This window comes from Paraburkholderia aspalathi, assembly GCF_905220735.1.
GTDB classification, from domain to species: Bacteria; Pseudomonadota; Gammaproteobacteria; order Burkholderiales; family Burkholderiaceae; genus Paraburkholderia; species Paraburkholderia aspalathi.
In genome coordinates this window covers 346,395-358,075 of sequence record NZ_CAJNBA010000002.1, presented here as the reverse complement: position 1 = coordinate 358,075, position 11,681 = coordinate 346,395, and the positions used below count along the sequence as shown (strand labels likewise).

The window sequence follows — 11,681 nt, the reverse complement described above, 5'->3', positions numbered from 1 at the left end:
CCTGAAAAGACACGAACGGCCTCGCGCAGTTCGTCAGTCTGAAAAGAACCGGTGCTCAGGCACCGGTTTTTTTTCGTCCACATTTTGGGCACCGGCGAAATTTCACGATGTGGAAAATTTTTTTGCGTCGTAAAAAATCGTGCTGCAAGGCACAACAAGGCCTATTGCAAGATGGGAAAAGACGTTTCTTAATGCGAAACGCGTGACGCAAGCAATTGATTTTTAACAAAAATAAATATTAAAAAAACGCTCCTCGGCAGCTATTGCGCGACGGTCGATTTGCCTAGACTCTTATATAAGACTTCACGAAACGAAACGCCTCAACGGGCCAAGCGCTTCGACGAAGAGACAAGAGTCATCTATCCATTACAGGCAACCAAGGAGCACACCATGTCGCGCGAACAACAAGCCAAGCAACTCCAGCAGCAATGGGAAACCGATCCGCGCTGGAAAGGCGTGAAGCGTACGTACACCGCCGAAGACGTGATCCGCCTGCGCGGCTCGCTGCAAGTGGAGCACACGCTTGCCAAGCGCGGCGCGGAAAAGCTGTGGGAAAGCGTCAACAACGAGCCGTTCGTGAACTCGCTCGGCGCGCTGACCGGCAACCAGGCGATGCAACAGGTCAAGGCCGGCCTGAAGGCGATCTACCTGTCGGGCTGGCAAGTGGCGGGCGATGCGAACGTGGCCGGTGAAATGTACCCGGACCAGTCGCTGTACCCGGCGAACTCGGTGCCGCTCGTCGTGAAGCGCATCAACAATACGCTGACGCGCGCTGACCAGATCCAGTGGTCAGAAGGCAAGAATCCGGGCGACGAAGGCTATATCGACTACTTCGCCCCGATCGTGGCCGACGCGGAAGCCGGTTTCGGCGGCGTGCTGAACGCATTCGAACTGATGAAGGCCATGATCGAAGCGGGCGCCGCAGGCGTGCACTTCGAAGACCAGCTCGCTTCGGTGAAGAAGTGCGGCCACATGGGCGGCAAGGTGCTCGTGCCGACCCGCGAAAACATCGCCAAGCTGACCGCTGCTCGTCTGGCCGCCGACGTCTCCGGCACGTCGACCGTGCTGCTGGCTCGCACCGACGCTGAAGCCGCCGACCTGATCACGTCGGACGTGGATGACAACGACAAGCCGTTCCTGACGGGCGAACGCACGGTAGAAGGTTTCTATCGCACGAAGCCGGGTCTGGAACAGGCAATCTCGCGTGGCCTCGCCTATGCGCCGTACGCCGACATGATCTGGTGTGAAACCGGCAAGCCGGACCTCGAGTTCGCGAAGAAATTCGCCGACGCGATCCACAAGGAATTCCCGGACCAGCTGCTGTCGTACAACTGCTCGCCGTCGTTCAACTGGAAGAAGAACCTGGACGACGCAACCATCGCCAAGTTCCAGCGCGAACTCGGTGCAATGGGCTACAAGTTCCAGTTCATCACGCTGGCCGGCTTCCACGCGCTGAACTACTCGATGTTCAACCTGGCGCACGGCTATGCCCGCAACCAGATGACCGCCTTCGTCGAAATGCAGCAGGCTGAATTCGCTGCGGCCGAAAAGGGCTTCACCGCGGTCAAGCACCAGCGCGAAGTCGGCACCGGCTACTTCGACGCCGTGACGCAAACGGTCGAGCGCGATGCATCGACGACCGCGCTGCACGGTTCGACGGAAGACGAACAGTTCTTCGACAAGAAGGTCGCTTAAGTACCCTGCAGTCTGATCGCGGGAACGGCAAGGCAGACGAAAAAGCGGCTCCGTTAGAGAGCCGCTGTCAGGGAGGAGCAGCCATCAGGGCGGAAGCACGCCGGTCTGCCCTGATGGCTGGAATCTGGGAGAGATGGCGGCAGTGGAGAAAAAGTCAGCACAACGCATTGTGCGGCGAGCATCGGACGCGCCGGCCTCATCGCCGGCGCGTTTTTTTGCTATGCCGGTTTTGCGCGTGACGGGAATCGCGAACGCGCGCCTCAGCGGTACACGATGACCGGGATCTTCGTATGCGTCAGGACCCGCTGCGTCTCGCTGCCGATCAGCAAACTGCCGAGGCCGCGCCGTCCATGCGACGCCATGAAAATCACGTCACAGGCGCCCTGCTCCGCGGCTTCGATGATGCCGAGGTACGGCGCCGGATGCACGCTCGTGCGACTGTCGAACGCGACGCCGACGCGGCGCGCGGCCAGTTCCACTTCTCTCAGGTGCACGTGCGCTTCGCGCTCGCTGCGCTGCAGAAACTCGACCGGCGGCTCGATCACTACATCGGAGAACGGCGAGTATGGATATTGCGGCAGACACGCGTAGGCGGTAACGCGAGCACCGACGGCCTGCGCGAGATCGATGGCGCCGTCTATCGCTTTGCGTGACAGGTCTGAACCATCGGTCGGAACCAGGATGTGCCTGAACATGATGCCCTCCGTCGCCGGCTGCGTGCAGCGCGGCGTCAGCGTCCCACGAGGCGCGGCTTGGAAACCGCTTCAATCGATTGTAGGTCGCAGAAACGCGCTCAAGGCCGTCGTGCGGGTCTGTCCGCATATCGAAAACCCGCTGCGCGGATTCGCATAGCAGTCGTGTGTCGCGATTGTGCAGGACGGCATAAGGGGCCGTTGTGCCTGATCAACGGACCGCCGGACCGCAGAGGCAACTCAGCCGCCCTCGCCCCAGTAATCAGGATGGCCGTACGTATGCTTGAGAAAGTCCAGAAACAGCCGGACCCGCAGCGGCAAATGCCGGCGCTGCGGAAAAACCGCATGGATGCCGATCGGCGGCGCGGCGAACTCGTCGAGCACGCTCACCAGCCGGCCAGCCGCGATATCCGTGCCGACCTCCCACCACGAGCGCCATGCGAGCCCGTAACCCTCGAGACACCACTCGTGCAGCACGGCGCCGTCCGAGCATTCCATCGTGCCGGACACCTTGATCGACACGACCTTGTCGCCCTGCTGGAACATCCAGCCGCGCTGCTGGTTGGCGCTCGCGCCGAGCGCGAGGCAGTTGTGATGTGCGAGATCGGCCAGCGAGTGCGGCGAACCGCGCCGGCTCAGATACGACGGCGAAGCCACGCATACGCGGCGGTTCTCACCGAGCTTGAGCGACACCAGCGACGAATCCGGCAACTCGCCCAGACGCACGGCGCAGTCGAAGCCCTCGTTGACGAGGTCGACCAGCCGGTCGGACAGGTCGAGCGTAATCGATACATCCGGATGCGCGACGGTGAAGGCCGGCACCAACGGCGCAACATGCCGGCGCCCAAACCCGGCCGGCGCCGACAGCCGCAAATGGCCACTCGCCTTCACGCCGCCCGCCGACACGCTGGCCTCGGCGTTCTGCATGTCATGGATGACGCGCTGGCAATCCTCGAGAAACGCCGAGCCTTCGAAGGTCAGCGTGATCTTGCGCGTGGTGCGCACCAACAATTTGACGCCGAGACGCTCTTCGAGCGCATCGATGCGACGGCCGATGATCGCGGGCGCGACGCCCTCGGCGAGCGCCGCGGCGGACAGGCTGCCTTTGGCCGCGACGGTAACGAAAGTCTCGATCTGCTTGAAACGATCCATGGGGAACGGAGCCGCGCGCCTCGAAGGATGTCCCTTTGGGGGCGTTTGTGCAGCAAAGTGGTCGGTGCGCGTCAGATTAGGTGTATGAAAGTAAAAGATCAAGTGATGTTTAGCCTCTTTTTTAGCGTATGGCATCACTAATACAATCCATCCTGACCTCTGATAGGAGTGCACGGCAATGTCGGCCACAACGACACCCTTCCCCAAAGCAGTGATTTTCGACGCGTACGGCACGCTTTTCGACGTGCATTCGGTGATCGCTGCCGCGGAGCAGATGTTCCCGGGCCACGGCGACGCGCTCTCGCAGTTGTGGCGCCAGAAACAGATCGAATACACGCAGCTGCGCACGCTCGCCGATCCGGCCGGTGCGCCCGGTGCACATTACCGGCCGTTCTGGGACATCACGCTCGACGCCTTGCGCTTCGCCGCCAAGAAACTGCATCTCACACTGGGCCGTGCGGCAGAGAAGCGTCTGATGGACGAATATGCGTGCCTGTCCGCTTTTCCCGATGCCGTGCCCGCGCTGCGCCAGTTGCGCGACGCGCCTTCAGCGTCGTCCGGATCCGCATCCGCGCCTGCTGGCGCCAAAGCCGGGGCAGACGCAAGTTCAACAAGACCCGGTCTCGCAATCCTCTCGAACGGCAATCCGCAAATGCTGGACATCGCCGTGAAGAGCGCCGGCATGACGCGCCTGTTCGACCATGTCCTGTCCGTCGACACGGTACGCGCCTACAAACCCTCGCCCGCGGCCTACACACTCGGCACGCAAGCCTTCAACGCTGAACCGCGCGAGATCGTCTTCGTGTCGTCGAACGGCTGGGACGTGGCAGGCGCGGGCTGGTTCGGCTTCACAACTTTCTGGCTTAACCGGCAAAACGCACCAGTCGAAGAACTGGGCGTCACGCCGCATGGCGCGGGCGGAGGCATGAACGATCTGCTCGCTTTTCTGAAGTCCCTCGCGTCGCCCGGCCGCAATGGCGGCACGGGCAGCACCGGCAATCCCGCTGGCAGCCGCACACGCCACAGCCCTGGCGCATGACAGCTACCACCTCGATCCCGGGACGCAATTCAACCGCATCTCAACATTTGCACCTTTGCAATCTGACCGACCAAGGAGAAACTATGGCGAATCCGCTGTCATCGCAATCATCGCTGTCGCTGCCGCAGGGCATGGAAATCACGGCTGAGATCAAGCCGGGCTATGAAGCGATCCTCACTCGCGAAGCGCTCGAACTCGTCGCCGCGCTGCACCGCACGTTTGAACCGCGCCGCCAGCAACTGCTGCAGGCGCGTGTGGAACGCACCAAACGTCTCGACGCCGGCGAGCGCCCCGACTTCCTCGCCGAAACGAAGAGCGTGCGTGAAGGCGACTGGAAAATCGCGCCGCTGCCGCAGGATCTGCAATGCCGCCGCGTGGAAATCACCGGACCGGTCGAGCGCAAGATGATCATCAACGCGCTGAATTCGGGCGCGGATTCGTACATGACCGACTTCGAAGATTCGAATGCGCCGAGCTGGGACAACCAGATTGCCGGTCACATCAATCTGAAGGACGCGGTGCGCCGCACGATTTCGCTTGAACAGAACGGCAAGTCGTACACGCTGAACGACAAGATCGCCACGCTGATCGTGCGTCCGCGCGGCTGGCATCTGGACGAAAAGCATGTGACCGTGGACGGCAAGCGCGTCTCCGGCGGCATCTTCGATTTCGCGCTCTTCATGGTTCACAACGCGAAGGAACAGGTTGCGCGCGGCACGGCGCCCTACTTCTATCTGCCGAAGATGGAAAGCCATCTGGAAGCGCGTTTGTGGAACGACATCTTCCTCGCCGCACAGGAAGCCGTCGGCGTGCCGCGCGGCACGATTCGCGCGACCGTTCTGATCGAGACGATCGTCGCCGCCTTCGAAATGGACGAGATCCTGTACGAGCTGCGCGAACACAGCTCGGGTCTGAACGCCGGCCGTTGGGACTACATCTTCTCGGCGATCAAGAAGTTCAAGAACGACCGCGATTTCTGTCTCGCCGACCGCTCGCAGATCACGATGACCTCGCCGTTCATGCGTGCGTACGCTTTGCTGTTGCTGAAGACCTGCCATCGCCGCAATGCGCCGGCAATCGGCGGCATGAGCGCGCTGATCCCGATCAAGAACGATCCGGCCGCCAACGACAAGGCCATGGGTGGCGTGCGCTCGGACAAGGCGCGCGATGCCGGCGACGGTTACGACGGTGGCTGGGTCGCACATCCGGGCCTCGTGCCGATCGCGATGGAAGAATTCGTCAAGGTGCTCGGCGACAAGCCGAATCAGATCGGCAAGCAACGCGACGACGTGCTCGTCACGGCGACCGACCTGACGGACTTCCGCCCGGAAGCGCCGATCACCGAAGGCGGTTTGCGCAACAACATCAACGTCGGCATTCACTACCTGGGTTCGTGGCTCGCAGGCAATGGCTGCGTGCCGATTCACAACCTGATGGAGGACGCCGCCACCGCCGAGATCTCGCGCTCGCAAGTGTGGCAATGGATTCGCTCGCCGAAGGGCAAGCTCGAAGACGGCCGCAAGGTCACGGCCGAGCTGGTGCGCGAGTTGTCGGCACAGGAGCTCGACAAGGTGAAGCAGGCAGTCGGCGGGGATACGAAGCCGTACGATCGCGCTGCACAAATCTTCGAAGAGATGTCGACGTCGGAGCAGTTCACCGACTTCCTGACGCTGCCGCTGTACGAGGAAATCTGAGGCATCTGAAACGCCTCATGCATGAGCCTGATTTACCAGCAATAACGACGTCGTACCAGGCCCGCTTTCACCAGCCACGCAAGATGAAAGAGCGGCCTGGGTCGCAAGGCTGACCGACCGGGCGGCCCGACAGGCGTATGCCTGCCGGGCCGTTTTTTTATGTACTCGTTGTGCGCCTGTTATGCGCTCGCGATGTGCGTGTCATGCGTCGGTTATGCTGCGGCGCGCTCGCCGTGGGTCAGCCATACAACCTGTCAACGCGTGCTGCGGTACTCGACCCAATCACCTGACCTGATTTCCGGCAGGCCCTTCGCCGCCTGAGGCGCAACCGGATAGAAGCGGCAGTTCACGACGTTACCGTCGACTTTCACCATCACTTCCCGCGCGAGGAATCGATCTTCGACGCCGGGATACACGGCTTCGATCTCGTCGAGCACCGCAACCAGTTCATCGTCGATTTCGTAGACGTCGCCCGTGACGTCTACGCCCGCTTCGTCGACCACGAGGCCCGGGTACAGACCGAAGTCGAATAGATGGCCGCGCACCGTGGCCGTGCCGAGCAGATTCGGTGCGGCGATCTCGTTGCGCGCCGCAGCCTCTCTAAGATCGTTCACTTCACCGGCTCGCAACGTGCCGTATACAAAAACGGTCTGCATCGTCGTTTGTTCTCCTTGATGATGAGTTCGGCTTGCCCCCGGCTGTTGCCTAGGGTTCAGTTCAGCGGCGCGCTCGCTACCAGCACGCCGTCGATATCCACATAGATCCATTCGCCCGGGCGTACGAGCGCGCCCGGCAATTGCACCGGCACGTCGCGCTCGCCGGCGCCGAGCTTCTTGCCACGCCGTGGGCAGGTCGTCAGCGCCGCGACGCCGACATTGACTTCATTGAGCTCAAGCGCGTCTCGCACGCAGCCGTTCAGCACGATGCCCGCCCAGCCATTCTGTTCGGCGATTTGCGCGAGGTTGCCGCCCACGAGGGCGCAACGCAGACTGCCACCACCGTCGACGACCAGCACCCGGCCGGCGCCCTTCTCCTCTAGGGTGGCGCGCACGAGCGCGTTGTCTTCGAACACCTTTAGCGTGACCGCCTCGCCGCTGAAACACTCGGCACGGCTGAAGAGATGAAAGACCGGTTCGAGCACGCGCAGTGTGCCCAGCGCCAGTTGGTCCTCGTGTGCGTCGCACAAGTCGGCGGTTGCAAAACTCATGACCTTCTCCTCGGGATCCCTGCAATCGGGACATTATGCAACGTTGACTCCGACGTAACACCTACAATGAGAGGCTCGCGGTGGTTTTGGGTCTGGGCCTTTGGGTCTTGCTTGGCCCGCGCGCTCAGGTCCGCGCTTGATGGCTCTATGCGTGAGCGCTCCCTGCTTGCGGGTTGCGCGCATACATCCACTGCGTTTTTTGCGTTCCATCCATTGGATCGATCTTCAAGATGAATTCGTCCACTGACTCAGCCCTGTCGAGCCAGGTCCACTTCGCCGACATCCCTCCCGAATTCCAGCCGACGCAAACGCACCCGATCCGCGTGCGCTCGCGGCTGATGCCTTCGGGCTGGCGCATCGCGCGACACACGCATGCATGGGCCCAAGTGGCCTATGCATCACGCGGCGTGCTGCGGGTTGCGACGACCGGCACGACATGGATGGTGCCGCCATCCCGGGCGATCTGGGTGCCGCCGCACGTGACACACGAAGTGGTCGCAGTCGAAGATGCATTTCTGCGCACGCTCTACATCACCGAAAGCACGGTTCCGGCCGGACTGGATACGCCGCGCGTGGTCGAAGTATCGGATCTGCTACGCGAAGTCATCGCCGCGCTCGACACACCAGGCATCTCGGCGACGCGCGAACAATTGCTAGGCGCTCTTGCACTCGATGAACTGACGCGTTCGGAGCCGCTGCCGCTATCCGTGCCGATGCCGAACGAAAAGCGTTTGCGCGCATTGTGCGAGGCCGTGATCGCAGACCCGACGCATGGCGAATCGCTCGAACAATGGGCATCGAGCGTGGGAGCGAGTACGCGCACGATTGCGCGGCTATTTCGTCAGGAGTTGGGCGTGAGCTTTTCGCAATGGCGTCAGCAGGCCATTCTCGCGCGCGCGATTCCGCTGTTGAGCCAGGGGCGGCCGCTTTCACATGTAGCGCAGGAACTGGGCTATCAGAGTCAGAGTGCGTTCTCTGCGATGTTCCGGCGAGCATTCGGCGAAAGCCCACGAGCGTTCATCGAGCGTGGCGCTGAACATCGTGTAGAGAGTGGAGATCGCGGCGATAGCGAGGCGGACGAAGAGACCGCGCAAAAGTGACGGCGTAAAGCGTAACCGGCAACCACTCGCCGCAGTGCGTCAAACGCGCCGCGCCAGATGACGGATCGCCCCGAGTTGCGCCAGACGCGGCCCCGCCAGCTTGTACCCCTTGCGTTGGTACAGCCGCGCGGCAGGATTGTCGACGAACACGCGCAACTGCAACTCGCGCAGCCCGCGCTCGCGCGCCCATTGATGCGACATATCGAGCAGATACGTGCCGGCGCCGAGGCGCCGATGCCCTTCGGCAATCTGCACGTCGCGGATATGTAGCGAATCGCCTTCCTGGGTGATGCGCAGCACACCGATCGGCGCGCCGCCCACTTCGAGAATGAAATTCTCCGACTCGCGCCAACTGCCGAGAAACAGATCGCCACGCCACACCAGATGGTGCCGACGATAGTAGCCGCCCATGTTATTGCGAGTCAGCGCCTCGGCGAACTCGAAATCGTCCATGCTGGCCGGGCGCAGATGAAACGGTGACGGAGCTTCGGTTGGATCGAACATGGTGGAACGACGAAGATGAGTCGGGTCAACGGTAAAACAGGCCGCGCGCGCTGGCAATGGCTGTTTGTCCCGAGCATACCCGGACGATACCCAGGCGAACCGGCTGCGGAAATAAAAAAAGCCCACTTCTTTCGAAGTGGGCTTCTTAAAATCTGGCGGAGCGGACGGGACTCGAACCCGCGACCCCCGGCGTGACAGGCCGGTATTCTAACCAACTGAACTACCGCTCCAGATTTTTGCACCGTGGCAAATGAGCCTGGCTCATTTACCACTTGCACCGCTCATACTGCTAACCGAACGACGCCGATGTTGCTGGCGTCCCCTAGGGGATTCGAACCCCTGTACTCACCGTGAAAGGGTGATGTCCTAGGCCTCTAGACGAAGGGGACAACGTACTGCTTACACCTTTAATGAAAAAGCCCGTTCAGGTTTGTATGAACGGGCTTTGTCTGGCGGAGTGGACGGGACTCGAACCCGCGACCCCCGGCGTGACAGGCCGGTATTCTAACCAACTGAACTACCACTCCAGTTTGCCTATCATGACTTGCGAGCGTTGGTTTTTTCTCTGCAAGCTGCGCTGCTTTACTACTACCAAGCGACGCTGATGTTTGGCGTCCCCTAGGGGATTCGAACCCCTGTACTCACCGTGAAAGGGTGATGTCCTAGGCCTCTAGACGAAGGGGACATAATCTTTTCAGATTTGTCTTTATCTTGCTGCTAATTCACGCTAACTTCGTTTTCGTCAGCAGCAAAGACCGATATTCTAACTACATTACAGCTGTTTGTGAAGTCTTTTTTGCTACAAGCTCCAGACTTCGGAACGACTTCACTCTGCTCTGATGGGGTAAGCGGGATCGAAAAATTCCCTGCAGACCTGCGCCACCAAAGGCTCTCGTGAATCACGAGCCCCATCGGGTACGACTTGGGGTACATGATCTACGATTTGACGCTTTCCAACAACATCTCGCTCTGAAACACCCTCTTGCAACTTGTCCCGGAAGTCACAGCAGCGAAGAACGCAATTATACGCAGCTACCTTTTCACCGCGCAAGAATTTTCTTTCACCGCCCTATCCGACATCCAGACGGCCTTCGGATGCCTATGCACCCGAAGCACCTAGCCCATGTGTGCCAAGTGCAAAAGCCGCTCTATCAACAGAAGATCGCCGAGACGCGAACACAACCATATCAAGATTGAGAGAGGCCGCCATGCCGACCTTCGCCGGGTTGTACTGCATCCGTGATGCCGGGTCGCGGTACAGATTCCATCGTCGTCCGCTCCGGAAGCTCTTGTCGCGCGAGGCGATCGACCAATAACCCCGAAATGAAGATGAGAATCATTCTCATTCCTTGACGGACTTCCTACGTTGCCCTATTCTGCTTATCAATCTTCAAGCCCGCGTATCCACGCAAGAAAATAGAGATACCGCCGAAAGAATTCGCAATGCTAGCGGTTCGCGAACCCTTTCGCGCATGCAATTCAACCACTCTAAAAACCTATTCCTTTGGCATAGGTAATTTGGATTACTAACGAGGAAAATATGAGCTGGGGCGACGAAAATACCGTTTATGACGTAGTCGTGAATCACGAAGAACAATATTCAATTTGGCCTACTTACAAAAACTTGCCGGCTGGCTGGAACACCGCGGGCAAGCAGGGCACCAAAGCCGAATGCCTCGCATATATCGACGAAGTGTGGGTCGACATGCGCCCGCTCAGTCTGCGCCAGGCGATGGACGCTCCGGCTGAAACCGCGAGTGCAGCCCCCGTCGGCGCGGCGACACACTGATGTACTAACGCACTAACGCACCTTCCATGCAGCCGATCACATTGTTTTGCCTGCCCTATGCGGGCGGGGCGGCGGCCGTCTATCGGGAATGGCCACAAGCGGCACCGTCGTGGCTACGGATCGCGCCATTGCATTTACCTGGCCGCGGCGTGCGTCTCGACGAGGCGTTGTTGCCGGATTGGGGGCGTCTGATCGACCGACTGGTCGCCGACGTGCGCTCACAGCCCGATCGCCCTTTCGCATTGTTCGGACACAGCCTCGGCGCGCTGCTCGCATTCGAGTTAGCTCACGCGCTGTGTCAGCGGACCGGTGTCGAGCCTTGCTGGCTCGGCGTGTCCGGCTGTCCCGCGCCGGCGCATCACGTGGCTAGAACGGATTGGCTGGTGTGCCCGGAGCAGGATGTGCTCGACGAATTGAAGGCGTTCGGTCAGACCTCGGCGGAGTTGCTGGCGGATCGTGAGTTTGTCGAACTGATCGTGCCGGTAGTGCGCAACGATTTTCATCTGTATGGCACGTGGCGCGCGCCGCGCCCCGGCACACGGAATCCGCTTGATTGTCCGATCCACGCATTCGGCGGCAGTCGCGACGACGTCACGCAAGATGTGCTCAAGCTCGATGCGTGGCGCGACGAGAGCCGCGGCGCCTTCGATCGCTCGATTTTCGACGGCGGCCATTTTTTCATCGACAGTCATCGCGCCGAACTGATCGACGCGATCGCTGTTTCGTTGCGGCATGCCACGTTGGAGCAGACGCACGCAGACCTGCAATCTATCGGCTAACGCGGCCGCCAGCGGTACGCGCAGCGCGTT

11 protein-coding genes and 4 tRNA genes are annotated in these 11,681 nt (G+C 60.8%); 6 read left to right on the top strand and 9 right to left on the bottom strand.

Annotation, left to right across the window (positions count from 1 at the left end; all coding sequences use genetic code 11):
* Window positions 1-390: 390 nt before the first annotated feature.
* Window positions 391-1,695 carry an isocitrate lyase gene (gene aceA, locus KHO30_RS12420; RefSeq protein WP_054041024.1) on the top strand — a complete coding sequence of 435 codons (1,305 nt, stop codon included), beginning with the start codon at window positions 391-393 and terminating at the stop codon, window positions 1,693-1,695.
* A 260-nt stretch (window positions 1,696-1,955) separates the two neighbouring features.
* Here aceA and KHO30_RS12415 read toward each other — a convergent pair whose 3' ends face one another.
* Complete coding sequence (locus tag KHO30_RS12415) at window positions 1,956-2,390, bottom strand: universal stress protein (protein WP_175053195.1); 435 nt, start codon at window positions 2,388-2,390, stop codon at window positions 1,956-1,958.
* A 237-nt stretch (window positions 2,391-2,627) separates the two neighbouring features.
* Window positions 2,628-3,539 (bottom strand): LysR family transcriptional regulator, encoded by a 912-nt coding sequence (locus tag KHO30_RS12410; RefSeq protein ID WP_200617916.1) that lies wholly within the window; start codon window positions 3,537-3,539, stop codon window positions 2,628-2,630.
* A 178-nt stretch (window positions 3,540-3,717) separates the two neighbouring features.
* Here KHO30_RS12410 and KHO30_RS12405 point away from each other — a divergent pair, with 178 nt between their 5' ends.
* Entirely contained in the window at window positions 3,718-4,578 is an 861-nt protein-coding gene (locus KHO30_RS12405; protein ID WP_200652054.1) for a (S)-2-haloacid dehalogenase, read from the top strand.
* Window positions 4,579-4,661: 83 nt separating this feature from the next.
* Window positions 4,662-6,272 (top strand): malate synthase A, encoded by a 1,611-nt coding sequence (gene aceB, locus KHO30_RS12400; protein WP_211701175.1) that lies wholly within the window; start codon window positions 4,662-4,664, stop codon window positions 6,270-6,272.
* A 254-nt stretch (window positions 6,273-6,526) separates the two neighbouring features.
* On the opposite strand, the gene KHO30_RS12395 is transcribed toward aceB, so the two are convergent.
* The gene (locus KHO30_RS12395; RefSeq protein ID WP_093633361.1) at window positions 6,527-6,928 is read right to left on the bottom strand and encodes a gamma-glutamylcyclotransferase family protein; all 402 of its coding nucleotides are present in this window, start codon (window positions 6,926-6,928) and stop codon (window positions 6,527-6,529) included.
* A gap of 56 nt (window positions 6,929-6,984) precedes the next feature.
* Window positions 6,985-7,479: a ribonuclease E activity regulator RraA gene (rraA, locus tag KHO30_RS12390; protein WP_200617913.1), complete on the bottom strand. Its 495-nt coding sequence runs from the start codon at window positions 7,477-7,479 to the stop codon at window positions 6,985-6,987.
* A 230-nt stretch (window positions 7,480-7,709) separates the two neighbouring features.
* On the opposite strand from rraA, the gene KHO30_RS12385 reads away from it, so the two are divergent.
* Complete coding sequence (locus tag KHO30_RS12385; protein ID WP_093633363.1) at window positions 7,710-8,579, top strand: AraC family transcriptional regulator; 870 nt, start codon at window positions 7,710-7,712, stop codon at window positions 8,577-8,579.
* A gap of 39 nt (window positions 8,580-8,618) precedes the next feature.
* Here KHO30_RS12385 and KHO30_RS12380 read toward each other — a convergent pair whose 3' ends face one another.
* The 5 genes from KHO30_RS12380 to KHO30_RS12360 form a co-directional block, all read right to left on the bottom strand.
* Window positions 8,619-9,083, bottom strand: a complete 465-nt coding sequence (locus KHO30_RS12380) for a GNAT family N-acetyltransferase (protein ID WP_211701174.1) — start codon at window positions 9,081-9,083, stop codon at window positions 8,619-8,621.
* A 153-nt stretch (window positions 9,084-9,236) separates the two neighbouring features.
* Window positions 9,237-9,313 (bottom strand) — tRNA-Asp (locus tag KHO30_RS12375).
* 83 nt (window positions 9,314-9,396) lie between these two features.
* Window positions 9,397-9,472: transfer RNA gene (locus tag KHO30_RS12370), tRNA-Glu, on the bottom strand.
* Between the two features lie 61 nt (window positions 9,473-9,533).
* Window positions 9,534-9,610 (bottom strand) — tRNA-Asp (locus KHO30_RS12365).
* A gap of 82 nt (window positions 9,611-9,692) precedes the next feature.
* Window positions 9,693-9,768: transfer RNA gene (locus KHO30_RS12360), tRNA-Glu, on the bottom strand.
* A gap of 855 nt (window positions 9,769-10,623) precedes the next feature.
* Here KHO30_RS12360 and KHO30_RS12355 point away from each other — a divergent pair.
* Together KHO30_RS12355 and KHO30_RS12350 are read left to right on the top strand one after the other, a co-directional pair.
* Window positions 10,624-10,872, top strand: coding sequence for an MbtH family protein (locus KHO30_RS12355; protein ID WP_093633364.1), 249 nt, complete (start codon window positions 10,624-10,626; stop codon window positions 10,870-10,872).
* A gap of 26 nt (window positions 10,873-10,898) precedes the next feature.
* On the top strand, window positions 10,899-11,651 hold the full coding sequence (locus tag KHO30_RS12350; protein ID WP_211701173.1) for a thioesterase II family protein: 753 nt from the start codon (window positions 10,899-10,901) through the stop codon (window positions 11,649-11,651).
* The last annotated feature ends 30 nt before the right edge of the window (window positions 11,652-11,681 follow it).

Excerpts from the sequence above, each read along its gene's own strand:
- KHO30_RS12385 (WP_093633363.1), top strand. The coding sequence starts at position 7,710 with ATGAATTCGTCCACTGACTCAGCCCTGTCGAGCCAGGTCCACTTCGCC.
- aceA (WP_054041024.1), top strand. The coding sequence starts at position 391 with ATGTCGCGCGAACAACAAGCCAAGCAACTCCAGCAGCAATGGGAAACC.
- rraA (WP_200617913.1), bottom strand. The coding sequence starts at position 7,479 with ATGAGTTTTGCAACCGCCGACTTGTGCGACGCACACGAGGACCAACTG.
- KHO30_RS12405 (WP_200652054.1), top strand. The coding sequence starts at position 3,718 with ATGTCGGCCACAACGACACCCTTCCCCAAAGCAGTGATTTTCGACGCG.
- KHO30_RS12410 (WP_200617916.1), bottom strand. The coding sequence starts at position 3,539 with ATGGATCGTTTCAAGCAGATCGAGACTTTCGTTACCGTCGCGGCCAAA.
- KHO30_RS12415 (WP_175053195.1), bottom strand. The coding sequence starts at position 2,390 with ATGTTCAGGCACATCCTGGTTCCGACCGATGGTTCAGACCTGTCACGC.
- aceB (WP_211701175.1), top strand. The coding sequence starts at position 4,662 with ATGGCGAATCCGCTGTCATCGCAATCATCGCTGTCGCTGCCGCAGGGC.
- KHO30_RS12380 (WP_211701174.1), bottom strand. The coding sequence starts at position 9,083 with ATGTTCGATCCAACCGAAGCTCCGTCACCGTTTCATCTGCGCCCGGCC.
- KHO30_RS12355 (WP_093633364.1), top strand. The coding sequence starts at position 10,624 with ATGAGCTGGGGCGACGAAAATACCGTTTATGACGTAGTCGTGAATCAC.
- KHO30_RS12395 (WP_093633361.1), bottom strand. The coding sequence starts at position 6,928 with ATGCAGACCGTTTTTGTATACGGCACGTTGCGAGCCGGTGAAGTGAAC.
- KHO30_RS12350 (WP_211701173.1), top strand. The coding sequence starts at position 10,899 with ATGCAGCCGATCACATTGTTTTGCCTGCCCTATGCGGGCGGGGCGGCG.